25 protein-coding genes and 1 tRNA gene are annotated in these 22028 nt (G+C 57.4%); 23 read left to right on the top strand and 3 right to left on the bottom strand.

Annotation, left to right across the window (positions count from 1 at the left end):
• Positions 1 to 180 precede the first annotated feature (180 nt).
• The 3 genes from ACYZTM_RS09530 to ACYZTM_RS09520 all read left to right on the top strand — a co-directional run bounded on the left by ACYZTM_RS09530 (position 181) and on the right by ACYZTM_RS09520 (position 2695).
• The gene (locus tag ACYZTM_RS09530) at positions 181 to 1317 is read left to right on the top strand and encodes an ImmA/IrrE family metallo-endopeptidase (RefSeq protein WP_461988340.1); all 1137 of its coding nucleotides are present in this window, start codon (positions 181 to 183) and stop codon (positions 1315 to 1317) included.
• Positions 1314 to 1811 carry a DUF4411 family protein gene (locus ACYZTM_RS09525; RefSeq protein WP_461988338.1) on the top strand — a complete coding sequence of 166 codons (498 nt, stop codon included), beginning with the start codon at positions 1314 to 1316 and terminating at the stop codon, positions 1809 to 1811. Before ACYZTM_RS09530 ends, ACYZTM_RS09525 begins: the two co-directional genes overlap by 4 nt.
• A gap of 215 nt (positions 1812 to 2026) precedes the next feature.
• The gene (locus ACYZTM_RS09520) at positions 2027 to 2695 is read left to right on the top strand and encodes a hypothetical protein (RefSeq protein ID WP_461988336.1); all 669 of its coding nucleotides are present in this window, start codon (positions 2027 to 2029) and stop codon (positions 2693 to 2695) included.
• 293 nt (positions 2696 to 2988) lie between these two features.
• Here the strand turns inward: ACYZTM_RS09520 and ACYZTM_RS09515 are convergent, their stop codons facing one another.
• Both ACYZTM_RS09515 and ACYZTM_RS09510 read right to left on the bottom strand, forming a co-directional pair.
• Positions 2989 to 3318 carry a hypothetical protein gene (locus ACYZTM_RS09515; protein WP_461988334.1) on the bottom strand — a complete coding sequence of 110 codons (330 nt, stop codon included), beginning with the start codon at positions 3316 to 3318 and terminating at the stop codon, positions 2989 to 2991.
• Between the two features lie 149 nt (positions 3319 to 3467).
• Positions 3468 to 3552: transfer RNA gene (locus tag ACYZTM_RS09510), tRNA-Leu, on the bottom strand.
• Positions 3553 to 3659: 107 nt separating this feature from the next.
• Between ACYZTM_RS09510 and queA the strand changes: the two genes are divergently transcribed.
• The 6 genes from queA to ACYZTM_RS09480 all read left to right on the top strand — a co-directional run bounded on the left by queA (position 3660) and on the right by ACYZTM_RS09480 (position 9746).
• On the top strand, positions 3660 to 4709 hold the full coding sequence (queA, locus tag ACYZTM_RS09505) for a tRNA preQ1(34) S-adenosylmethionine ribosyltransferase-isomerase QueA (RefSeq protein ID WP_131059390.1): 1050 nt from the start codon (positions 3660 to 3662) through the stop codon (positions 4707 to 4709).
• Positions 4710 to 4723: 14 nt separating this feature from the next.
• Positions 4724 to 5839 (top strand): tRNA guanosine(34) transglycosylase Tgt, encoded by a 1116-nt coding sequence (gene tgt / locus ACYZTM_RS09500; protein WP_161781309.1) that lies wholly within the window; start codon positions 4724 to 4726, stop codon positions 5837 to 5839.
• Positions 5840 to 5882: 43 nt separating this feature from the next.
• Entirely contained in the window at positions 5883 to 6221 is a 339-nt protein-coding gene (yajC, locus tag ACYZTM_RS09495) for a preprotein translocase subunit YajC (protein WP_131059389.1), read from the top strand.
• Between the two features lie 63 nt (positions 6222 to 6284).
• Positions 6285 to 8153, top strand: coding sequence for a protein translocase subunit SecD (gene secD, locus ACYZTM_RS09490; protein ID WP_461988331.1), 1869 nt, complete (start codon positions 6285 to 6287; stop codon positions 8151 to 8153).
• Positions 8154 to 8162: 9 nt separating this feature from the next.
• A complete protein-coding gene (gene secF / locus ACYZTM_RS09485; protein WP_461988329.1) occupies positions 8163 to 9077 on the top strand; it encodes a protein translocase subunit SecF in 915 nt (304 codons plus the stop codon).
• Between the two features lie 120 nt (positions 9078 to 9197).
• Complete coding sequence (locus tag ACYZTM_RS09480; protein WP_010457893.1) at positions 9198 to 9746, top strand: glycine zipper 2TM domain-containing protein; 549 nt, start codon at positions 9198 to 9200, stop codon at positions 9744 to 9746.
• A 251-nt stretch (positions 9747 to 9997) separates the two neighbouring features.
• On the opposite strand, the gene suhB is transcribed toward ACYZTM_RS09480, so the two are convergent.
• Positions 9998 to 10816, bottom strand: coding sequence for a type III secretion system regulator SuhB (gene suhB / locus ACYZTM_RS09475; protein ID WP_008014726.1), 819 nt, complete (start codon positions 10814 to 10816; stop codon positions 9998 to 10000).
• A gap of 305 nt (positions 10817 to 11121) precedes the next feature.
• Between suhB and trmJ the strand changes: the two genes are divergently transcribed.
• From trmJ to ACYZTM_RS09405, 14 genes are all read left to right on the top strand, one after another.
• Positions 11122 to 11892 (top strand): tRNA (cytosine(32)/uridine(32)-2'-O)-methyltransferase TrmJ, encoded by a 771-nt coding sequence (trmJ, locus tag ACYZTM_RS09470; protein ID WP_461989121.1) that lies wholly within the window; start codon positions 11122 to 11124, stop codon positions 11890 to 11892.
• 2 nt (positions 11893 to 11894) lie between these two features.
• Positions 11895 to 12671, top strand: a complete 777-nt coding sequence (cysE, locus tag ACYZTM_RS09465; RefSeq protein ID WP_131059385.1) for a serine O-acetyltransferase — start codon at positions 11895 to 11897, stop codon at positions 12669 to 12671.
• 267 nt (positions 12672 to 12938) lie between these two features.
• Positions 12939 to 13430, top strand: a complete 492-nt coding sequence (gene iscR / locus ACYZTM_RS09460) for a Fe-S cluster assembly transcriptional regulator IscR (RefSeq protein ID WP_008042436.1) — start codon at positions 12939 to 12941, stop codon at positions 13428 to 13430.
• Positions 13431 to 13480: 50 nt separating this feature from the next.
• Positions 13481 to 14695: an IscS subfamily cysteine desulfurase gene (locus ACYZTM_RS09455; protein ID WP_131059384.1), complete on the top strand. Its 1215-nt coding sequence runs from the start codon at positions 13481 to 13483 to the stop codon at positions 14693 to 14695.
• Between the two features lie 84 nt (positions 14696 to 14779).
• Positions 14780 to 15166, top strand: coding sequence for a Fe-S cluster assembly scaffold IscU (gene iscU / locus ACYZTM_RS09450; RefSeq protein ID WP_007929523.1), 387 nt, complete (start codon positions 14780 to 14782; stop codon positions 15164 to 15166).
• A gap of 34 nt (positions 15167 to 15200) precedes the next feature.
• Positions 15201 to 15524 (top strand): iron-sulfur cluster assembly protein IscA, encoded by a 324-nt coding sequence (gene iscA, locus ACYZTM_RS09445; protein ID WP_003227904.1) that lies wholly within the window; start codon positions 15201 to 15203, stop codon positions 15522 to 15524.
• 8 nt (positions 15525 to 15532) lie between these two features.
• Complete coding sequence (gene hscB / locus ACYZTM_RS09440; protein ID WP_461989120.1) at positions 15533 to 16054, top strand: co-chaperone HscB; 522 nt, start codon at positions 15533 to 15535, stop codon at positions 16052 to 16054.
• Positions 16055 to 16105: 51 nt separating this feature from the next.
• Positions 16106 to 17968: a Fe-S protein assembly chaperone HscA gene (hscA, locus tag ACYZTM_RS09435; protein WP_461988322.1), complete on the top strand. Its 1863-nt coding sequence runs from the start codon at positions 16106 to 16108 to the stop codon at positions 17966 to 17968.
• A 2-nt stretch (positions 17969 to 17970) separates the two neighbouring features.
• Positions 17971 to 18312 (top strand): ISC system 2Fe-2S type ferredoxin, encoded by a 342-nt coding sequence (gene fdx, locus ACYZTM_RS09430; protein WP_131059381.1) that lies wholly within the window; start codon positions 17971 to 17973, stop codon positions 18310 to 18312.
• 14 nt (positions 18313 to 18326) lie between these two features.
• On the top strand, positions 18327 to 18527 hold the full coding sequence (iscX, locus tag ACYZTM_RS09425) for a Fe-S cluster assembly protein IscX (RefSeq protein WP_008147746.1): 201 nt from the start codon (positions 18327 to 18329) through the stop codon (positions 18525 to 18527).
• Positions 18528 to 18619: 92 nt separating this feature from the next.
• Positions 18620 to 19045 (top strand): nucleoside-diphosphate kinase, encoded by a 426-nt coding sequence (gene ndk / locus ACYZTM_RS09420; RefSeq protein WP_007916882.1) that lies wholly within the window; start codon positions 18620 to 18622, stop codon positions 19043 to 19045.
• Positions 19046 to 19073: 28 nt separating this feature from the next.
• The gene (gene rlmN / locus ACYZTM_RS09415; protein WP_054045377.1) at positions 19074 to 20216 is read left to right on the top strand and encodes a dual-specificity RNA methyltransferase RlmN; all 1143 of its coding nucleotides are present in this window, start codon (positions 19074 to 19076) and stop codon (positions 20214 to 20216) included.
• A 17-nt stretch (positions 20217 to 20233) separates the two neighbouring features.
• The gene (gene pilW / locus ACYZTM_RS09410) at positions 20234 to 20992 is read left to right on the top strand and encodes a type IV pilus biogenesis/stability protein PilW (RefSeq protein WP_461988320.1); all 759 of its coding nucleotides are present in this window, start codon (positions 20234 to 20236) and stop codon (positions 20990 to 20992) included.
• A complete protein-coding gene (locus ACYZTM_RS09405; RefSeq protein ID WP_461988318.1) occupies positions 20992 to 22026 on the top strand; it encodes a RodZ domain-containing protein in 1035 nt (344 codons plus the stop codon). Before pilW ends, ACYZTM_RS09405 begins: the two co-directional genes overlap by 1 nt.
• Positions 22027 to 22028: the final 2 nt, after the last annotated feature.

The raw sequence follows: 22028 nt of genomic DNA, 5'->3' as shown, positions 1-22028 counted from the left end.
ATAATCGCGCGCTCACCGTCGGTAGCTCCGCTTCTCGACTAATCTGTAGTCGCTGCAACCCGACCTTAAACAGCCAAGGAGAAAGGCAATGCCAGATAACTGGAACCAGCGTCAGTCGGCAGCATCTGCCAAGGATGCTCTCGAACGTTTGCTGGCCCCATCTGAATTGCCTGCGACCCTATGAGCCAAGCCGCCTTAGTCAATCCAAGTCTGCTCACATGGTCTCGTGAGCGTGCGGGTCTCTCCACTGAGCAGGTTGCTAAAAAGCTGCCAGTGAAACCTGATCGAGTACAGGAATGGGAGGCTGGCGAGACCAAGCCAACATTCCTTCAGGCTCAAAAGTGGGCGAGTCTCGCTCACGTCCCTTTCGGCTTCCTGTTTCTTCAGCAGCCGCCCGTCGAACAACTGCCTTTACCTGATCTGCGGACCGTCGGTGGGATTGCGCCTCAACGTCCCAGTCTGGAACTGTTGGACACCGTCAGGGATTCCATACGTAAGCAGGACTGGTACCTGGAGTATCTGCAACACCAAGAGCATCAGCCGCTGGCATTTGTGGGTCGCTTCAATTGCCGATCTCAAGTCGCAGAGGTAGTGGACGATATCCGTCGGATCCTCGGCGTGAACCCTGACATTGCTCGTTTGGATTACGACAAATACAGCCGTGCCTTGATCGAGGCAGCAGAAGCGGCTGGGATTTTGGTTATGCGCAGTGGCATTGCGCTAGGAAATACTCATCGCAAACTTGCAGTTAGCGAGTTTCGGGGCTTTGCCATCAGTAATGCCTACGCCCCCATTGTATTCATCAACAGTTCCGACGCCCCAACCGCCCGGCTGTTCACTTTGCTTCACGAACTGGCCCATATCTGGATTGGCAGCAGTGGCGTGTCTGACGGAAACACCGCCAATGGTCGAGACGAGGAAAGATTCTGCAATGCAGTTGCAGGTGAATTTCTGGCTCCCGAAGCCCAGTTCCGCGCCCTGTGGAACGCAGATGTTAACTGGGAAGACAATTTAGCTCCGCTTGCCACTCGGTTTCACATTAGTAAATTAGCTATCGGTCGCCGCGCGTTGGATCTGGGTTATATAAGCCAAACGCATTACAGCGCTTACTATCGAATGATCCTCAAGGCTTTCCAGGATGACAAAGGTGGAGCGGGTGACTATTACCGTAACGCCACCGCGAAAAACAGCCCTCGCCTAAGCAAGGCAGTGCTGACTGAAGCAATGAGTGGCCGGATGCTGCTACGCGAGGCGGGAAATTTGCTCGGCGTGCAACCTGCTAAATTAAGGACTCTCGCCAACAAGATTACGGAATGAATCATTTACTCGACGCTAACACGCTGATCGAAGCAAAGAACCGTTACTACGGGATGGCTATCTGTCCTGGATTTTGGCAATGGTTACTACTTAAGAATAAAGCATTGGCTTTAGCTAGCATTGCACCTGTAATGGATGAGTTAACAAAAGGGCATGACGATCTTGCGGGTTGGGCGAAGGACAATTCCGATTTCTTTCATTCCACTACCGATCAGGATACGCAACTGGCATTCGCGCAAGTTGCGGGGCTTGTGGCTGACCAATCGCCTAAGATGAAAATAGGCGCTATGGAAGAATTTTTAGCGGGTGCTGACCCTTGGTTGATTGCGAAAGCGATGACTACAGGGGCTACAGTCGTTACTCATGAAGTGCTGAATTTCGAGGCTAAGCGAAAATTCATAATTCCCAATATTTGGAAGGAACTGAATGTTCCTTTTTTGAATACGTTTGAGTTGTTGCATAGGCTTGAAGCAAGGTTTGTGTTGTCTGCTTGAAAAAAGTGCATTGCTGAAATCGTTTGGGCTTGAAATTCTTAACAGAGTGAATGGAAATAAATCTGTGCCCTTTTTCGCCTTTTTTCTGTCCCCTTTTTTCGGGCAGTTTGCATTTCATCTGGCGCAGAATCGTGGTGCTAGGAAACTGGTTTACCCGCGCGGGACGAAGTATCTTCTGACTCGCAAGGCAACCGAATCAATCGAAAGGGATATCCATGATCAATGATGAACTCGTTAGCGCGGTCACTTGGCATCTTGAGAGCGCCGCATTGTCTGCAACTGAAATCAATGCGTTCCGACCTCCAGCTGATAGCTTCCAAATGCGAATGCATTATTCACTTTACGTGACGAACCTTTTGTCGGCAGCCGACATGGTGAAGGAAGCACATGGTGAATCCTTTGAATCGGCTATAAAGGATAGTCTTCATGTTGCCAATTTTTCAGGAGAGGAGGTTCTCGGTTACCTTCGTGAGCTTCGGAACGGCATCGTGCACAGAGGAATTGATCCCACCGCTGGTGGAGAGGTGGTAGATGGAGTGGTTTGTGCAATAGCTCCGCCTCAAGTAGCGAACCGTAGCGGCAACATCACATATGCTGCCCCCATCCGGCGATTAGCGGATGTGTTTCGTCATTGCGATACAGCGATGAAGCCAGTGCTTGAGCGATTCCTTGAACCAATGCTTTTTGCTTTTACCTCGGTTTCGCCAGAAACATTGCTTGCGGAAGCTCGCGATGCATTGGGCTCCGTAACACATATGCCTGATTGGGCGGCAGAGCTGGCGCGTGAGAATCTTAACGTCGAGCTGCTAGAGGCAGCTCGACGCCATCAAAGTGAAAAGCTGAGAGGATTGTTACGGACGTCCTTCGGTAATCTATCCGCATAAGACCTTTCCTCGTGGGCCATCTAGCATTCATTTCAATAAGGTTCGTTTCACACTTGTTGTAGGTCCATAGCCTTAGCAACTGATGCTGGTGACAACCTCTACACTGAGGGCGCAGGCATCCCAGCAATTTCTGTCCGGCCTCGTCCTGAAACAGGTGTAAACCTATTTCGGGACGAGACATCCAAAGAAAAAGAGGAAATAAGGAAATGGGGATAGATTTACTATTGGATTGGGCGTGGCCACCAATGTCGGTCCAGTTGTCAGGCCCTACCGCTTTTTTATGTCGCCCGCCTTCATTGAATGTCTTTTAGATAACCCTTGAGGGCGATAAGCGGGGCATCAATCTGCTCCATGGTCCGGGCAGCACTGAAATCTGCCGCCAACCTATGCAGCTCACACCCCAGAACCGTATCCACACCGCCGATGGCTTCCAGTGCTAGCCCCACACACTCATCCACTTTCGCCTGAATCCCCTCAACATCCCCCCGACGCACCAACAACCCAAAAACCTCCCGCTCATAATCACTCATCATCAGATCATCCCGAAGAATCGGACTCGAATCCTCCGTCTCATAAGCAAGCTTGAGGCAGAACAGGGCGACGGTTTCCAGCAGCAGTTCCATGGGGTGAATCCTTGAGAAATGTCGTACCGGTCGTGAATGCGAAGATCAAAAGATCGCTGGCGAGCCAGCTCCTTCAGGACGGCGGTGGGTGAGGGCACTTTTCTACAGACGAAAAAAAAGGCCTTGCAAAGCAAGACCTTTCTTAATTTTGGTGCCCCGAGGGAGACTCGAACTCCCACTTCTTGCGAAAACGGATTTTGAATCCGCCGCGTCTACCAATTCCGCCATCAGGGCTCAATGGCGGCGAAGTATAGAGATGAGATTACCGTCGGTCAATCAGGTACATAGAGAATTTTCACTATTTCGGCTAGACTTCCGGCCCCTGCTAGACGAACCCCATCATGCGCGTTGCTGACTTTACTTTCGAACTCCCTGATTCGCTGATTGCTCGCCACCCTTTGGCCGAGCGTCGCAACAGTCGCCTGTTGACCCTTGATGGGGTCAGCGGCGCCCTGGCGCACCGTCAATTCACTGATTTGCTTGAGCATTTGCGCCCGGGCGATTTGATGGTGTTCAACAATACCCGGGTGATTCCGGCGCGGCTGTTTGGCCAGAAGGCTTCCGGCGGCAAGCTGGAAATCCTGGTGGAGCGGGTGCTCGACAGTCACCGCGTGCTGGCCCATGTGCGGTCCAGCAAGTCGCCGAAGCCGGGTTCGAAGATCCTGATCGACGGCGGTGGCGAAGCCGAGATGCTGGCACGTCACGATGCGTTGTTTGAGTTGGGCTTTGCCGAAGAGGTGTTGCCGCTGCTCGATCGCGTCGGGCACATGCCGTTGCCTCCTTATATAGACCGCCCGGATGAAGGCTCGGACCGCGAGCGTTATCAGACGGTGTACGCCGAGCGTTTGGGCGCGGTGGCGGCGCCGACGGCGGGGCTGCATTTCGATCAGCCGCTGATGGAGGCGATTGCCGCCAAGGGCGTCGAGACGGCGTTCGTGACGTTGCACGTGGGTGCTGGCACGTTCCAGCCGGTGCGGGTCGAGAAGATCGAAGATCACCACATGCACAGCGAATGGCTGGAAGTCGGCCAGGGCGTGGTCGATGCCGTCGCGGCTTGCCGCGCTCGCGGTGGTCGGGTGATTGCCGTGGGGACCACCAGCGTGCGCTCCCTGGAAAGCGCCGCGCGCGATGGCGTGCTCAAGCCGTTCAGTGGCGATACAGACATCTTTATCTACCCGGGCCGGCCGTTTCATGTGGTCGATGCCCTGGTCACCAACTTTCATTTGCCCGAATCCACGCTGTTGATGCTGGTTTCGGCGTTCGCCGGTTATCCCGAAGCCATGGCCGCTTATAAAGCCGCCGTCGAGCATCAATACCGCTTTTTCAGCTACGGTGATGCGATGTTTATCACCCGTAATCCCGCACCACGTGGCCCTGAGGACAAAGAATGAGTCGCCAAAGTCGTATGTCGTTTGAGTTGCTTGCTACTGACGGCAAGGCTCGTCGCGGTCGTTTGACCTTCCCGCGCGGTACCGTCGAGACCCCGGCGTTCATGCCGGTGGGTACTTACGGCACCGTCAAAGGCATGCTGCCGCGGGACATCACCGCGACCGGCGCGGAAATCATTCTGGGCAACACCTTCCACTTGTGGCTGCGTCCTGGCACCGAAGTGATCAAGAAGCACGGTGACCTGCACGATTTCATGCAGTGGAAAGGCCCGATACTGACCGATTCCGGTGGTTTCCAGGTGTTCAGCCTGGGCGCGATGCGCAAGATCAAGGAGGAGGGCGTGACCTTCGCCTCTCCTGTCGACGGCGCCAAAGTGTTCATGGGGCCGGAAGAGTCGATGCAGGTTCAGCGTGATCTGGGCTCGGACATCGTGATGATTTTCGACGAATGCACGCCGTACCCGGCTGACGAAGACGTCGCGCGGATTTCCATGGAGCTGTCGTTGCGTTGGGCCAAGCGTTCGAAAGAAGCCCATGGCGACAACACGGCGGCGCTGTTCGGCATCGTTCAGGGCGGCATGCACCAGGACCTGCGCATGCGCTCCCTGGAAGGTCTCGACAATATCGGCTTCGATGGCCTGGCTATCGGCGGTCTGTCGGTGGGCGAGCCGAAACACGAGATGATCAAGGTCCTGGATTATCTGCCGGGTCAGATGCCGGCTGACAAACCTCGTTACCTTATGGGCGTTGGCAAACCGGAAGATCTGGTTGAGGGTGTGCGCCGCGGTGTGGACATGTTCGATTGCGTGATGCCAACCCGTAATGCCCGCAATGGGCATCTGTTCATTGATACAGGCGTGCTGAAGATCCGTAACGCGTTCCATCGCCATGATGATTCGCCGCTGGATCCGACCTGCGATTGCTACACCTGCCAGAACTTCTCCCGTGCTTATCTGCACCATCTGGACAAGTGCGGCGAAATGCTGGGTAGCATGTTGAATACCATCCACAATTTGCGCCATTACCAGGTGCTTATGGCTGGTTTGCGCGAGTCTATTCAACAGGGTACATTGGCCGCCTTTGTCGATGCCTTCTACGCCAAACGCGGGTTACCTGTTCCGCCTTTGGACTGAGTTTTCTGACCCCAAGATTCAACATTTGCAACTGGAGTGCTAAATGAGCTTTTTTATCTCTAATGCCATGGCTGACGCTGCTGCACCGGCTGCTGCCGGCCCAATGGGTGGCGGTTTCGAGTGGATTTTCCTGGTCGGTTTCCTGGTCATCTTCTACCTGATGATCTGGCGTCCACAGGCCAAGCGCGCCAAAGAGCAGAAAACCCTGCTGGGCAGCCTGCAAAAAGGCGACGAAGTTGTGACCACCGGTGGTATCGCCGGCAAGATCACTAAAGTGGCTGACGATTTCGTGGTGCTGGAAGTCTCCGACACCGTCGAAATGAAGTTCCAGAAAGGCGCCATTGCCGCCACGCTGCCAAAAGGCACGCTGAAAGCGATCTAAGTTTCAACTTCTACTCAATCGACGGGGCGCGCAAGGCGCCCCGCGTCATAAGCGGGCGGCGTGATGCTGAACAAATACCCTCTGTGGAAATACATTCTGATCCTGGCGGTGCTGGCGGTCGGTCTGATTTATTCCGCTCCCAATTTATATCCTGATGACCCGGCCATTCAGGTCAGCGGTGCAAGCACTGCACTGCAAGTCAATCAGGCTGATCTGGATCGTGTGAGCGTTGCGCTCAAGGAATCCGGGATCAACGTCAAGGCGGCCACTCTGGCTGCGAATGGCAAGGGCGGTCTGATTCGTCTGACCAAGGCTGAAGACCAGCTGCCGGCCAAAGACGTCGTGCGCAAGGCATTGGGTGATGACTACGTCGTTGCACTGAACCTGGCGCAAACCACCCCGCAATGGCTGCGCAGCCTCGCCGCGCACCCGATGAAGCTGGGTCTGGACTTGTCCGGTGGTGTGCACTTCCTGCTCGAAGTGGACATGGACAAAGCCCTCGACGCACGCTTGAAAGTGTACGAAGGCGATGTGAAGAGCCTGTTGCGTAAAGAGAAACTGCGCTATCGCAGCCTGCCGCAAATCGACGGTGCCATTCAGTTGGGCTTCACCGATGAAGCCGCTCGCGAGCAAGCCCGCACGCTGATCCGCAAGAACTTCAACGATTTCGACATTGTTCCGGCCGACCTCAATGGTCAACCGGTGCTTCGTCTGGCGATGACCCCGGCCAAGCTGGCGGAAATCCGCGAATACTCCATCAAGCAGAACTTGACCACGGTACGTAACCGCGTCAACGAGCTGGGTGTTGCCGAACCGATCGTTCAGCGTCAGGGCGCCAACCGCATTGTGGTCGAGCTGCCGGGCGTGCAGGACACCGCAGAAGCCAAGCGTATCCTCGGCAAAACGGCCAACCTTGAGTTCCGTCTGGCGGCTGAGCCTGGTGCGTCGAAAGCCACCTCGGAAAGCTTCGAATTTCGTGAAGGCAATCGTCCGCCGGCACAGATCGAGCGCGGTCTGATCATCACCGGTGACCAGGTTACCGATGCCAAAGCTGGCTTCGGTGAGCAAGGCACGCCGGAAGTGAACATCCGTCTGGATGGCCACGGTGGCGAGCTGATGAGTCGTGCGACTCGCAGCAACGTCGGTCGCAGCATGGCGGTGATCTTCATCGAGCAGCGTCCGGTCACCACGTACACCAAGCAAATGGTGAACGGCGTCGAGAAAGACGTAGCGGTACAAACCTTTAAAGAAGAGAAGAAGATCATCAGCCTGGCGACCATTCAGTCGCCGCTGGGTGCTCAATTCCGCATCACTGGCCTGAACGGTCAGGGCGAGTCGTCCGAACTGGCGCTGCTGTTGCGTGCCGGTGGTCTGGCTGCACCGATGTACTTCGCTGAAGAGCGCACCATTGGCCCGAGCCTGGGTGCGGACAACATCGTCAAAGGTATCGATGCATCGCTGTGGGGCATGCTGTTTGTCTCGCTGTTCATCATCGCCATCTACCGCTTCTTCGGCATCATCGCCACTGTCGCGCTGACCGTGAACATGGTGTTGCTGCTGGCCCTGATGTCGCTGCTGGGTGCAACGCTGACCCTGCCGGGTATCGCCGGTATCGTATTGACCATGGGTATGGCGGTCGACGCCAACGTACTGATCTTCTCGCGGATTCGTGAAGAGATCGCGGCGGGCATGACCGTACAGCGGGCAATCAACGAAGGCTTCGGCCGGGCATTCACCGCGATTCTCGACGCCAACCTGACTACGTTGCTGGTCGGCGGGATTCTCTTTGCGATGGGCACCGGTCCCGTCAAAGGTTTCGCAGTGACCATGTCCCTCGGGATCTTTACCTCGATGTTCACGGCCATCATGGTGACCCGCGCGATGGTCAACCTGATCTTCGGCGGTCGTGACTTCAAGAAGTTGTGGATTTAAGGGGCTGCCATGTTACGTACAATCAACTTCATGGGCGTTCGCAACTTTGCGTTCGGCGTCACATTGTTCCTTACCGTGCTGGCTTTGTTCAGCGTCGCCACCAAGGGCATGAACTGGGGTCTGGACTTCACCGGCGGTACGCTCATCGAGCTGACCTACGAGCGTCCGGCCGATGTCACCAAGGTGCGTGAGCAACTGTCCACTTCGGGTTATCACGAGGCAATCGTGCAGAGCTTCGGTGCGACTACCGATTTGCTGGTGCGTATGCCGGGTGAAGACCCGCAGCTGGGCCATCAAGTGGCAGAAGCGCTGCTGAAAGTCGGCGGCGACAACCCGGCGACGGTCAAACGCGTCGAGTTCGTCGGCCCGCAGGTGGGTGAAGAGCTGCGCGACCAGGGCGGCCTCGGCATGCTGATGGCGCTGGGCGGCATCCTGATCTACCTGGCTTTTCGCTTTCAGTGGAAGTTCGCGGTCGGTGCCATCGTTTCGCTGATCCACGACGTGATCGTGACCATCGGTATCCTGTCGTTCTTCCAGATCACCTTCGACCTGACGGTGCTGGCGGCGGTACTGGCGATCATTGGTTACTCGCTCAACGACACCATCGTGGTATTCGACCGGGTTCGTGAGAACTTCCGTGTGCTGCGCAAGGCCAGTCTGATCGAGAACATCAACATCTCGACCACGCAAACCCTGCTGCGGACCATGGCGACATCGATCTCCACCTTGCTGGCGATCGCGGCCCTGCTGTTCTTTGGTGGCGACAACCTGTTTGGCTTCTCCATCGCGCTGTTTATCGGTGTGTTGGCAGGTACCTACTCGTCGATCTACATCGCCAACGTCGTGCTGATCTGGCTGAACCTGAGTACTGAGGATCTGATTCCTACAGTGGCTACCGATAAGGAAGTCGACGACCGTCCATAACGGCCATCGCTTCTCCAGTTGTCAGCCGAAAAAGGCGCGAGTTGAACTCGCGCCTTTTTTTATGCTCCAAGGCTGGGAGAAGCGCGGACATGTTCCGCGGGTGATGGTCAGGAGGTTCATGTGAACAAGTCGTTACTGGTTGGTGCGGTATTGGGTGCTGTCGGTGTAACTGCCGGGGGTGCTGTTGCCACCTACAGCCTGGTTAAAAGCGGCCCTGAGTATGCGCAAGTGCTAGCCGTTGAACCGGTCAAGACACAAATCAAGACGCCACGTGAAGTGTGCAAGGATGTAGCAGTGACCCGGCAGGCGCCGGTGAAAGATCAGCACCAGATCGCCGGTACGGTGGTGGGTGCGCTGGCGGGCGGTCTGCTGGGTAACCAGATCGGCGGCGGCACCGGCAAGAAAATTGCCACGGTTGCGGGCGCGGTTGGCGGCGGATATGCCGGCAACAAGGTGCAGGAGGGCATGCAGGAGCGTGACACCTACACCACGACGCAAACTCGCTGTAACACGGTGAATGACATCAGCGACAAGGTCGTTGGCTATGACGTTCGTTATTCGCTGGATGGCAAGGAAGGCAAGGTGCGGATGGATCGCGATCCGGGTAACCAGATTCCGGTCGACAAGGAAGGCAAGCTGGTTCTGTCGCAGAATGAGCAGGCTCATTAAATAGCTGCAATACAGTGTCAAAAAGAAGCACCCGGACGGGTGCTTTTTTTGTGATCGCGATTTATGCCTCACCACAGATCCCTGTGGGAGCGGGCTTGCTCGCGAAGGCGGCTTCACATTCAACACTGATGGTGACTGACACACTGCATTCGCGAGCAAGCCCGCTCCCACATTTGGTCGGTGGTGTTGTTGAGGGAGGATTCCAGGCATAAAAAAAGCACCCCGAAGGGTGCTTTTTTGTGACCGCTCGCTTAGCGTTTCAGCGAGGCTGGCAGGTGCGGCTGGATGGCCGTCAATACTGCTTTGAAGCACTTGGTGTTACCGGCAACGATGTGGCCTTTCTCAAGGAAGTCGTGACCGCCGGTGAAGTCGCTCACCAAGCCGCCGGCTTCCTGGATCAGCAGGGCACCTGCAGCCATGTCCCACTCGGACAGGCCCGATTCCCAGAAAGCGTCGAAGCGACCAGCAGCCACGTAGGCCAGGTCCAGGCTCGCCGAACCAGCGCGGCGGATACCGGCGGTCTGGCCGACCAGAGCGCGGAACATGCCCAGGTAGTTGTCGAGGTTGTCCATCTGGTCGTCACGGAACGGGAAGCCGGTACCCAGCAGGGCGCCGTCCAGGCTGGTGCGGCCGCTGACGCGCAGACGACGACCGTTCAGTTGAGCGCCACGACCACGGCTGGCGGTGAATTCTTCCTGGCGAACCGGGTCCAGAACAACAGCGTGTTCCAGGCGACCGCGGTATTTGCAGGCGATGCTGACAGCGAAGTGAGGAATGCCGCGCAGGAAGTTGGTGGTGCCGTCCAGCGGATCGATGATCCACAGGTATTCTTCGCCTTCGATCCCGGTGCCAGCGTGCATGCCGGTTTCTTCACCCATGATCGAGTGGTTCGGGTAGGCCTTGCGCAGCGCGTCGATGATTTTCTGTTCGGCAGCGCGATCAACCTCGGATACGTAATCCTTGGCGTCTTTTTCGTCGACCTTGATGGTATCCAGGCGCTCGATGGAGCGGAAGATCAATTCACTGGCGCTGCGGGCGGCGCGCAGCGCGATATTCAGCATGGGCTGCATGGATGTGTCACCTAAGGTTGTTAAAGAAAGCCGGGCATTCTATCAGAACTTTTCTACAGGTGAAGGTCGGTGTTCGCTTTCATAGCTTAACGGTGTGTCCCGCCTCGAAAATACGTTCACATTTTGACGAGTGGTCAATGTTGGCAGGCAAGGCGCCGCGCCGACTCATAGCGTGCTATGGGGAGAAGCGGCAACGCAGCATGCCAACATTGAACGCCGTCAAAAGTGAACAGTTATTTTTGAGGCGGGACACCCTGATGAACTGTAAGATTCTGCTCCCCATTTCTGTGTTCGAGACGCCTCCCGTGCTGCATAACATTCGTGTCGTCCTGGTCAATACCAGCCACCCCGGCAACATCGGCGGGGCTGCGCGTGCCATGAAGAACATGGGCCTGTCGCGGCTGGTGCTGGTCGAGCCGCGGCTGTTCCCGCACCACGAGGCTGACGCTCGTGCTTCCGGCGCCGGGGATATCCTTGAAAACGCGCAAGTCGTCGCCACCTTGGAAGATGCCTTGGTCGGCTGCAATCTGGTGCTCGGCACCAGTGCCCGTGACCGTCGCATTCCCTGGCCGTTGCTTGATCCCCGCGAGTGCGGTGTGAAAATGGTCGAGGAAGCGGCGTCGGGTGCCGAGATTGCCTTGGTGTTTGGTCGTGAAGATTCCGGCCTGACCAATGAAGAGCTGCAGCGATGTCATTATCACGTGCACATCCCATCAGACCCTGAGTTCAGTTCGCTGAACCTTGGGGCAGCGGTGCAGGTGTTGAGCTACGAAGTGCGCATGTCCTGGCTCGCGGCCCAAGGCCAGCCGAGCAAGGTCGAGAAGGATGAAGTGGCGTCCACCAAAAGTGGTGAGCTGGCGACCATGGATGAGCTGGAGCGATTCTATGAGCACCTGGAGCAGACCCTGGTGGCCATCGAATTCCTCGATCCGGAAAAACCACGGCACTTGATGGCGCGCCTGCGCCGGTTGTACGGTCGCAGCTCGGTCAGCCGGGCGGAAATGAATATATTGCGTGGCATCCTCACGGAAACCCAGAAAGCGGCCCGTGGCGAGCTTCTTAAGCGGAAGGATTAAAAATGTTCGAGCGTTTGCGTGAAGATATCCAGAGTGTTTTCCATCGTGATCCGGCAGCGCGCAACGCCTTTGAAGTTCTGACGTGCTACCCGGGCATGCACGCCATCTGGATCCACCGCCTGTCGTCGGCCCTGTGGGGGATGGGCTGGAAGTGGCTGGCGCGACTGGTGTCGAACTTCGGTCGCTGGTTGACCGGGATTGAAATCCATCCGGGCGCCAAGGTCGGTCGTCGCTTCTTTATTGACCATGGCATGGGCATCGTCATCGGTGAAACCGCCGAGATCGGCAACGACGTCACTCTTTATCAGGGCGTGACCCTGGGTGGCACCAGTTGGAACAAGGGCAAGCGTCACCCGACTCTGGAAGATGGCGTGGTAGTGGGGGCGGGCGCCAAGGTGCTCGGTCCTTTCACGGTGGGTGCGGGGGCCAAGGTCGGTTCCAACGCTGTCGTCACCAAGGCTGTTCCGGCCGGGGCCACGGTGGTGGGGATCCCGGGGCGGATCATCGTCAAATCCGATGAAGAGCAGGACGCCAAGCGCAAGGCCATGGCCGAGAAGATCGGCTTCGATGCCTACGGTGTTGGCGAAGACATGCCTGACCCGGTGGCGCGTGCCATTAACCAATTGCTGGATCACTTGCAGGCGGTCGATGGTCGTCTGGAGGGGATGTGCGGGGCGTTGAAGGATCTGGGCAGTAATTACTGTGCAAAAGAGCTGCCTGAGCTGCGCGAAGAAGATTTTGCCTGTGTGAAGGACAAGGATCAGAGTCAGGCCAGCTAGACCGAGTCGGTCCCTTCGCGGGCAAGTCGGATCGCCGCCCGCTCGCTCCTACAGGATCAGCGCAACCCCTGTAGGAGCGAGCGGGCGGCGATCCGACTTGCCCGCGAAGAACGATAACGCGGTACTGCTGGCTGTAACCGGCCCGCCTTTGCTATGATGCGGCCGCTCTTTTGCGGCTAATCCTGACTAAAGTACTAGGTCTTATAGTTGACTTAAATACTCGGGAATTGCATACTCGCCCCATTCCGAACTCCGTGGTAATTGTCCATGCGACTGACTACAAAAGGCCGATACGCCGTAACCGCCATGCTCGACCTGGCGTTGCACGCGCAGCACGGGCCGGTGTCCCTGGCCGATATCTCCGAGCGCCAAGGCATCTCCCTGTCCTACCTCGAACAGCTCTTTGCCAAATTGCGCCGCAGCAATCTGGTCTCCAGCGTTCGTGGTCCGGGCGGTGGCTACCAGTTGTCCCGCGACATGCAGGGCATCCAGGTCGCCCAGGTGATCGATGCGGTAAACGAATCGGTCGATGCCACCAAGTGCCAGGGCCAAGGTGATTGCCATCAAGGCGACACTTGCCTGACTCACCACTTGTGGTGCGATCTGAGCCTGCAGATTCACGAATTTCTGAGCGGTATCAGCTTGGCTGATCTTGTCACTCGCCGTGAGGTACAAGAAGTAGCCCAGCGTCAGGACCAGCGTCGTTGCAACAGCAAGACGCCACGCCTGGACAAGATTGAAGCGTCCGCCGTCGAATGACAGCCAAAGAGCTAGCGGCACGCCAGCCAGCCTGATTTAGGAGATAGTCCATGAAATTGCCGATTTACCTTGATTACTCTGCGACCACCCCGGTTGATCCGCGTGTTGCGCAAAAAATGAGTGAATGCCTGCTGGTCGACGGAAACTTCGGTAACCCGGCGTCCCGTTCTCACGTGTTCGGCTGGAAAGCTGAAGAGTCCGTCGAAAACGCTCGTCGTCAGGTCGCAGACCTGGTCAACGCCGACCCGCGTGAAATCGTCTGGACCTCCGGTGCCACCGAGTCCGACAACCTGGCAATCAAGGGTGCGGCGCATTTCTACGCCACTAAAGGCAAACACCTGATCACCACCAAGATTGAGCACAAGGCTGTCCTCGACACCATGCGCCAACTGGAGCGTGAAGGTTTCGAAGTGACCTACCTCGAGCCTCAGACCGATGGCCTGGTTACCCCAGCGATGATCGAAGCCGCCCTGCGCGACGACACCATCCTGGTCTCGGTCATGCACGTGAACAACGAAATCGGCACCATCAACGACATCGAAGCCATCGGCGAACTGACCCGTTCCAAGGGTATTCTGTTCCACGTCGACGCTGCTCAGTCCACCGGCAAGGTCGATATCGACTTGTCGAAGCTGAAAGTCGACATGATGTCGTTCTCCGCTCACAAAACCTACGGCCCTAAAGGCATCGGCGCACTGTACGTCAGCCGCAAGCCGCGTGTTCGCATCGAAGCGACCATGCACGGCGGCGGTCACGAGCGTGGCATGCGTTCCGGTACCCTGGCGACCCATCAGATCGTCGGCATGGGTGAAGCATTCCGTGTAGCCAAGGAAGACATGGCTGCCGAGAACGTGCGTATCAAAGCCCTGAGTGACCGTTTCTTCAAGCAGGTCGAAGACCTGGAAGAGCTGTACATCAACGGCAGCATGACCGCCCGCGTTCCGCACAACCTGAACCTGAGCTTCAACTACGTTGAAGGCGAGTCGCTGATCATGGCGCTCAAGGATCTGGCGGTTTCGTCCGGTTCGGCCTGCACCTCGGCTTCCCTTGAGCCTTCGTACGTACTGCGCGCCCTGGGCCGCAACGACGAACTGGCACACAGCTCGATTCGCTTCACCTTCGGCCGTTTCACCACCGAAGAAGAAATCGATTACGCCGCGCAGAAAGTCTGCGAGGCCGTTACCAAGCTGCGCACCTTGTCGCCGCTGTGGGACATGTACAAAGACGGTGTCGACATTTCGAAAATCGAGTGGGCGGCACACTGATTTCAAGTCGCCGCAAACCGGCCCTGCAGGATTTCGATTCGCAGGGCTCAAGAGCGACTCTCTGATGAGTGAGGATTAAGAACCATGGCTTACAGCGAAAAGGTCATCGACCACTACGAGAACCCGCGCAACGTCGGCAAGATGAACGCGGAAGACCCAGATGTCGGCACCGGCATGGTCGGCGCTCCAGCGTGCGGCGACGTGATGCGCCTGCAGATCAAGGTCAACGAGCAAGGCATCATCGAAGACGCCAAGTTCAAGACCTACGGTTGCGGTTCGGCGATCGCCTCCAGCTCCCTGGCGACCGAGTGGATGAAAGGCAAGACTCTGGATGAAGCAGAGACCATCAAGAACACTCAGCTGGCTGAAGAACTGGCCCTGCCACCAGTGAAAATTCACTGCTCCGTACTCGCTGAAGACGCTATCAAAGCGGCCGTTCGCGACTACAAGCAGAAGAAAGGCTTGATCTGACTTTCAAGATTTGGCGACGAGTAAGGAGTCACCGATGGCTATCAGCATGACAGAAGCGGCTGCTCGACACGTGCGACGCTCCCTTGACGGGCGCGGCAAAGGTGAGGGGATTCGTCTGGGTGTTCGCACCACGGGCTGTTCCGGCCTTGCCTACGTGCTGGAGTTTGTCGATGAGGTGGTTGCAGAGGATCAGGTGTTCGAAAGTCACGGCGAGAAAGTGATCATCGACCCGAAAAGCTTGGCCTACCTGGACGGCACCGAACTCGATTTCGTCAAGGAAGGGTTGAACGAAGGCTTCAAGTTCAACAACCCCAACGTGCGCGGTGAATGTGGCTGCGGCGAAAGCTTCAACATCTGAGGCTGCTCGTGGGTACTCCTTGTCATTACGCTTTATTTGAACTGCAGCCGAGCTTCCGTCTGGATCTCGATCAGTTGGCCACGCGCTATCGTGAGTTGGCGCGCGGTGTTCATCCGGACCGCTTTGCAGACGCTTCCGAGCGCGAGCAACGGCTGGCGCTAGAGCAATCCGCGAGCCTCAACGAGGCCTACCAGACGCTCAAAAGTCCCCCGAAGCGCGCGCGATACCTGCTCGCCATGGGTGGCCGCGAGTTGCCGCTGGAGGTCACGGTGCATGATCCGGAGTTCCTTCTCCAGCAGATGGAATTGCGTGAAGAGCTCGAAGACCTGCAAGACAGCGCCGACCTGGCGGGTGTTGCAGTGCTCAAGCGTCGCCTGAAGACAGCTCAGGATGAACTGAACGAAAGCTTCGCAGCCTGTTGGGATGATGCAGCGCAACGTGAACAGGCCGAACGCCTGATGCGGCGCATGCAGTTCCTCGACAAGCTCACCTACGAAGTGCGCCAGTTAGAAGAGCGCCTCGACGATTAACCCAGTGCCGCTCCGGTCGCACGCCTGATATACAGATAAGTCCTGATAACGATGGCCCTACTGCAGATCGCCGAACCCGGCCAAAGTCCTCAACCGCACCAGCGTCGTCTGGCTGTGGGGATCGACTTGGGCACTACCAATTCGTTGGTCGCTGCGTTGCGCAGTGGTCTTTCCGAGCCTCTGGCCGACGCCGAAGGGCAGGTCATCCTGCCGTCAGCCGTGCGCTACCACGCCGATCGTGTCGAGGTCGGCGAGTCGGCCAAACTGGCTGCCGCCACCGATCCTTTGAACACCGTGCTGTCGGTCAAGCGCTTGATGGGTCGTGGTCTGTCCGACGTCAAGCAATTGGGCGATCAACTGCCGTACCGCTTTGTCGGCGGCGAATCGCACATGCCGTTCATCGACACCATTCAGGGCCCGAAAAGCCCGGTCGAAGTCTCTGCCGATATCCTGAAAGTGCTGCGTCAGCGCGCCGAAGAAGCATTGGGCGGCGAACTGGTGGGCGCGGTGATCACCGTTCCGGCCTATTTCGACGATGCTCAGCGTCAAGCCACCAAGGATGCGGCCAAGCTGGCCGGTCTGAACGTGTTGCGTTTGCTCAATGAGCCGACTGCCGCCGCTGTGGCTTACGGTCTGGATCAGCACGCCGAAGGCCTGGTCGCGATTTACGACCTGGGTGGCGGTACGTTTGATATTTCGATCCTGCGCCTGACCGGCGGTGTGTTCGAAGTGCTGGCTACCGGCGGCGATAGCGCCCTGGGTGGCGATGACTTTGACCACGCTATCGCTGGCTGGATCATCGAGCGCGCCGGTTTGTCGGCTGACCTCGACCCGGGTGCCCAGCGCCATCTGCTGCAAACCGCATGCGCCGCCAAAGAAGCCCTGACCAATGTCGCGACTGTTGAAGTCGCTTACGGTGACTGGAAAGCGCCGCTGACTCGCGAAGCCTTCGATGCGTTGATCGAGCCAATGGTTGCCCGCAGCCTCAAAGCCTGCCGCCGCGCAGTGCGTGATTCCGGCATTGAGCTGGAAGAAGTGCACGCCGTGGTCATGGTTGGCGGCTCGACTCGCGTACCTCGCGTTCGCGAAGCCGTCGCTGAAGCCTTCGGTCGTCAGCCGCTGACTGAAATCGATCCGGATCAAGTGGTGGCCATCGGTGCTGCGATCCAGGCCGATACGCTGGCTGGCAACAAGCGTGATGGCAGCGAGTTGCTGTTGCTTGACGTGATTCCGTTGTCCTTGGGGCTGGAAACCATGGGCGGCCTGATGGAGAAGGTGATTCCACGCAATACCACCATCCCCGTCGCCCGCGCCCAGGACTTCACGACTTACAAAGATGGCCAGTCGGCCATGGCGATCCATGTGTTGCAGGGCGAGCGCGAGCTGATCAGCGACTGCCGCTCCCTGGCACGCTTCGAATTGCGCGGTATTCCGGCAATGGTCGCCGGCGCCGCGAAAATCCGCGTGACGTTCCAGGTCGATGCCGACGGTCTGCTCAGTGTTTCTGCCCGCGAGCTGGGTTCGGGCGTCGAGGCCAGCATCCAGGTCAAGCCGTCCTACGGCCTGACCGACGGCGAAATCGCCAAGATGCTCAAGGATTCGTTCCAGCACGCCAGCGACGACAAGGTTGCCCGAGTGCTGCGTGAGCAGCAAGTCGATGCCCAGCGCCTGATCGAGGCGGTGCAAGGCGCCCTCGATGTCGACGGCGAACGCCTGCTCGACGCTGAAGAGCGCATGGTGATCGAGTTGCAGATGCAGGAACTGACCGAACTGATGAAAGGTACTGATGGTTACGCCATCGAGCAGCAGACCAAGCGTCTGTCGCAAGTGACCGACGCTTTTGCTGCCCGCCGCCTGGATTCGACGGTGAAAGCCGCGCTGGCGGGGCGCAACCTGAATGAGATTGAGGAATAACGATGCCGCAGGTCATTTTTCTGCCACACGAAAAGTTTTGCCCGGACGGCATGGTCGTGGAGGCTGAGACCGGTACGTCCATCCTCGAGCTGGCGCATGAGCACCATATCGAGATGGAAAGTGCCTGTGGCGGCGTCTGCGCCTGCACCACCTGCCATTGCCTGATTCGCGAGGGCTTTGACTCGCTGGAAGAGGCTGATGAGCTGGAAGAAGACTATCTTGATAAGGCTTGGGGGCTGGAAGCTCAGTCGCGCCTGGCCTGTCAGGCAAAAGTCGGGACTGAAGACCTGACCGTCGAAATTCCGAAATACTCGCTCAACCATGCGGCCGAAGCGCCGCACTGATTCAAGGAAGCGTCATGAGTCTGAAGTGGGTTGATGTGCTGGAAATCGCGATCCAACTGGCTGAATCCAAGCCGGATGTGGACCCGCGTTACGTGAACTTCGTCGATCTGCACAAATGGGTGCTGGCATTGCCGGAGTTCAGTGATGATCCGACCCGCGGTGGCGAGAAGGTGCTTGAAGCCATTCAGGCCGCCTGGATCGAAGAAGCAGACTGAGTCTGCGCCGTACGCAGTTAGGCAATACCAAAGAACCCGCGTATAATTCGCGGGTTTAATTTTTCACAAATTACCGTTTCTGGAGTTACACCATGGCTGTTCAACGTACTTTCTCCATCATCAAGCCTGACGCTGTTGCAAAAAACGTCATCGGCGAGATCACCACTCGTTTCGAAAAAGCAGGCCTGCGCGTTGTAGCTTCGAAATTGAAGCAACTGTCCAAAGCTGAAGCTGAAGGCTTCTACGCTGAGCACAGCGCTCGTGGTTTCTTCGGCGACCTGGTTGCTTTCATGATCTCCGGTCCGGTTGTCGTTCAGGTTCTGGAAGGCGAAAACGCTATCGCTCTTAACCGTGAGCTGATGGGCGCTACCAACCCTAAAGAAGCTGCTGCCGGCACCATCCGTGCTGACTTCGCTGATTCCATCGACGCCAACGCTGTACACGGTTCGGACTCCGAAGCCGCTGCTGCTCGCGAAATCTCGTACTTCTTCGCAGCTACTGAAGTAACCACTCGCTAAGCATTGGCTTTTGAGTGAAGGTGAATCCATGACTACATCGACTGTTAAAACTAACCTGCTGGGTCTGACTCAGCTGGAAATGGAAAAATTCTTCGACTCAATCGGGGAGAAGCGTTTCCGTGCCGGTCAGGTAATGAAATGGATTCACCACCTTGGCGTCGATGATTTCGACGCCATGACGAACGTCAGCAAGGCCTTGCGCGACAAGCTCAAGGTCATTGCTGAAGTCCGCGGCCCCGAAGTGGTCAGCGAGGACATTTCCACCGACGGCACCCGTAAATGGGTGGTGCGCGTGGCGTCCGGTAGCTGCGTCGAGACCGTGTACATTCCCCAGGGCAAACGCGGCACTCTGTGCGTTTCGTCCCAGGCAGGCTGTGCCCTGGATTGCAGTTTCTGCTCCACTGGCAAGCAAGGTTTCAACAGCAACCTCACCGCCGCCGAAGTCATCGGCCAGGTGTGGATTGCCAATAAATCGTTCGGCAGCATCCCGGCGACCGCCGACCGTGCCATCACCAACGTGGTGATGATGGGCATGGGTGAGCCGCTGCTGAACTTCGACAACGTCGTGGCTGCCATGCATCTGATGATGGATGACCTGGGCTACGGGATCTCCAAGCGCCGCGTGACCCTGTCCACTTCGGGCGTGGTGCCGATGATCGATGAGCTGTCCAAGCACATCGACGTCTCCCTGGCGTTGTCCCTGCACGCACCAAACGACGCATTGCGTAACCAATTGGTGCCGATCAACAAGAAATATCCGCTTAAGATGCTGCTCGAGTCGTGCCAGCGCTACATGTCGTCCCTGGGCGAAAAGCGCGTGCTGACCATCGAGTACACCTTGCTCAAGGACATTAACGACAAGGTTGAACATGCCGTCGAGATGATCGAGTTGCTCAAGAACATTCCGTGCAAGATCAACCTGATTCCGTTCAACCCGTTCCCGCATTCCGGTTACGAGCGCCCGAGCAACAACGCGATTCGCCGTTTCCAGGATCAGCTTCACCATGCAGGCTTCAACGTCACCGTACGCACCACCCGCGGTGAAGACATCGATGCCGCGTGTGGCCAATTGGTAGGGCAGGTGCTGGATCGCACCCGTCGCAGCGAACGTTATATCGCCGTGCGCGAATTGAGCGCTGAGAACGATATGGCGCAAAACGCCGCGAAATAAATCAAGAGAGGATCTCTATGTCCCTGCGCTTCGCGCTGCTTTTGCTGTTGGCCAGCCTGTGTGCTGGTTGCGTCCTGTCGGGCGATTTCAACCCGATGAAGACCAGCAAAGGGCGCGATGAGGCGCGTACGGCCTACGTGCAACTGGGCTTGGGATACTTGCAGCAAGGCATGACCGAGCGGGCAAAAGTGCCGTTGAGGAAGGCCCTGGATCTGGATGACTCGGATCCGGATGCCAATGCGGCGCTCGGGCTGGTGTTTCAGGCTGAAATGGAACCTGAACTCGCCGACCAGCACTTTCGCAAGGCACTGTCTTCCCGTCCCAACGATGCGCGAATCCTGAATAACTACGGCAGCTTTCTTTACGAAGAAAAACGTTACAAAGAGGCCTACGAGCGCTTTGAACAGGCGGCCGCCGATACCCTGTATCCTGAGCGTTCGCGGGTGTTCGAGAACCTGGGCATGACCGCTTCGAAGCTGGGTCAGCGTGATCTGGCTCAGCAGCAACTGGAAAAAGCCCTGCGTTTGAACCGCCAACAACCGCGTGCATTGCTGGAAATGGCTGAGTTGTCCTTGGAAGACAGGCATTATGTGCCCGCGCGTGACTATTACGACCGTTTTAGCCTGCTCACCGAGCAAAATGCACGTAGTCTATTGCTCGGCGTTCGGCTGGCAAAAGTGTTTGAAGATCGCGACAAGGCCGCCAGTTTTGGCCTGCAACTAAAACGACTCTATCCCGGTACGCCGGAATATCAGCAATACCTGTCGGAGCAATGATGAAAGCGGCGCATCCCGAAGTTGTAGCAGCGAATCGCGTTAACCCCGGTGAAACTTTGCGCCAGGCCCGCGAAAGCAATGGCTGGTCGCTGGCCGAAGTGGCCCTCAAGCTCAACCTCACCGTTAATTCCTTGAGCAATCTGGAAGCCGGCGCGTTCGACAAGCTGCCGGGGCACACCTTTGCTCGCGGTTATATTCGCGCGTACGCCAAGTTGTTGGGCATGGACCAGACCGTTCTGGTCCAGCAGTTCGACCAATCCACCGGCACCGACTCCCAGGGCAGCAATGTCCACAGCCTGGGGCGTATCGAAGAACCGGTTCGGGTTTCCCACACTATTTTGCGCATTGTCAGCCTGCTGTTACTGATTGCAGTGATTGGCGGTGGTTTTATCTGGTGGCAGGATCAAACCTCCTTGCGCACCAAAGACTTGATCGGCCTCAGCCCGGAGCACGTTGAAGTCGAAGGCGCCGATGGCACCACCCAGATTCATCCGCTGGACGAGCCGGAAGACCAGGCCGTCGCGGAAGGTCAGACTGAAGGCGCCACCGCGCTTGCGTTGCCGCAAGCCGAGACGTCGACTGAAGCACCGGCCGAAGCTGAAGCTACTGCGCCTGTCGCCGCTCCGACTGCACCCGCTGCCCCAGCGCCTGCTGTACCGGCGCACAGCGCTGCGCCCGTTGTCGCGACTCCCGTAGCACCTGCTCCGACTGCCCCTGTTGTGTCGACCCCGCCTGCAAGCGCGTCGGTCACTCCGACCATTCCCGCTCCAGTGGCAGCTGCTCCAGTGGCCGGCCAAGGCCAGGTTCAACTGCAGTTCACCGCCGATTGCTGGACCCAGGTAACCGATGGCACCGGCAAGGTGCTGTTGAGTGGCCTCAAGCGTAAAGGCGAAAATGTTTCCGTCAGCGGCAAGCCGCCGTTTTCCGTACGTCTGGGCTTCGCCCGTGGCGCGCAGGTCAGCTACAACGGGCAGGCGGTCGATGTCGCTCCGTTCACCAGTGGCGAGACTGCTCGCCTGAAGTTGGGTCAATAAGT

It is taken from the genome of Pseudomonas sp. MDT2-39-1, from assembly GCF_054898085.1.
The sequence above is the reverse complement of the archived record's forward strand: the minus strand, read 5'-3'. Positions and strand labels throughout refer to the sequence as shown.

Bases quoted from the DNA above. Each gene is read 5' to 3' on its own strand.
- iscA (WP_003227904.1), top strand. From the start codon at position 15,201: ATGGCTATCAGCATGACAGAAGCGGCTGCTCGACACGTGCGACGCTCC.
- rlmN (WP_054045377.1), top strand. From the start codon at position 19,074: ATGACTACATCGACTGTTAAAACTAACCTGCTGGGTCTGACTCAGCTG.
- iscR (WP_008042436.1), top strand. From the start codon at position 12,939: ATGCGACTGACTACAAAAGGCCGATACGCCGTAACCGCCATGCTCGAC.
- ACYZTM_RS09405 (WP_461988318.1), top strand. From the start codon at position 20,992: ATGAAAGCGGCGCATCCCGAAGTTGTAGCAGCGAATCGCGTTAACCCC.
- cysE (WP_131059385.1), top strand. From the start codon at position 11,895: ATGTTCGAGCGTTTGCGTGAAGATATCCAGAGTGTTTTCCATCGTGAT.
- yajC (WP_131059389.1), top strand. From the start codon at position 5,883: ATGAGCTTTTTTATCTCTAATGCCATGGCTGACGCTGCTGCACCGGCT.
- secF (WP_461988329.1), top strand. From the start codon at position 8,163: ATGTTACGTACAATCAACTTCATGGGCGTTCGCAACTTTGCGTTCGGC.
- ACYZTM_RS09525 (WP_461988338.1), top strand. From the start codon at position 1,314: ATGAATCATTTACTCGACGCTAACACGCTGATCGAAGCAAAGAACCGT.
- ACYZTM_RS09455 (WP_131059384.1), top strand. From the start codon at position 13,481: ATGAAATTGCCGATTTACCTTGATTACTCTGCGACCACCCCGGTTGAT.
- iscX (WP_008147746.1), top strand. From the start codon at position 18,327: ATGAGTCTGAAGTGGGTTGATGTGCTGGAAATCGCGATCCAACTGGCT.
- ACYZTM_RS09515 (WP_461988334.1), bottom strand. From the start codon at position 3,318: ATGGAACTGCTGCTGGAAACCGTCGCCCTGTTCTGCCTCAAGCTTGCT.
- iscU (WP_007929523.1), top strand. From the start codon at position 14,780: ATGGCTTACAGCGAAAAGGTCATCGACCACTACGAGAACCCGCGCAAC.
- queA (WP_131059390.1), top strand. From the start codon at position 3,660: ATGCGCGTTGCTGACTTTACTTTCGAACTCCCTGATTCGCTGATTGCT.
- pilW (WP_461988320.1), top strand. From the start codon at position 20,234: ATGTCCCTGCGCTTCGCGCTGCTTTTGCTGTTGGCCAGCCTGTGTGCT.
- fdx (WP_131059381.1), top strand. From the start codon at position 17,971: ATGCCGCAGGTCATTTTTCTGCCACACGAAAAGTTTTGCCCGGACGGC.
- ACYZTM_RS09520 (WP_461988336.1), top strand. From the start codon at position 2,027: ATGATCAATGATGAACTCGTTAGCGCGGTCACTTGGCATCTTGAGAGC.
- tgt (WP_161781309.1), top strand. From the start codon at position 4,724: ATGTCGTTTGAGTTGCTTGCTACTGACGGCAAGGCTCGTCGCGGTCGT.
- hscA (WP_461988322.1), top strand. From the start codon at position 16,106: ATGGCCCTACTGCAGATCGCCGAACCCGGCCAAAGTCCTCAACCGCAC.
- suhB (WP_008014726.1), bottom strand. From the start codon at position 10,816: ATGCAGCCCATGCTGAATATCGCGCTGCGCGCCGCCCGCAGCGCCAGT.
- ACYZTM_RS09530 (WP_461988340.1), top strand. From the start codon at position 181: ATGAGCCAAGCCGCCTTAGTCAATCCAAGTCTGCTCACATGGTCTCGT.
- ndk (WP_007916882.1), top strand. From the start codon at position 18,620: ATGGCTGTTCAACGTACTTTCTCCATCATCAAGCCTGACGCTGTTGCA.
- secD (WP_461988331.1), top strand. From the start codon at position 6,285: ATGCTGAACAAATACCCTCTGTGGAAATACATTCTGATCCTGGCGGTG.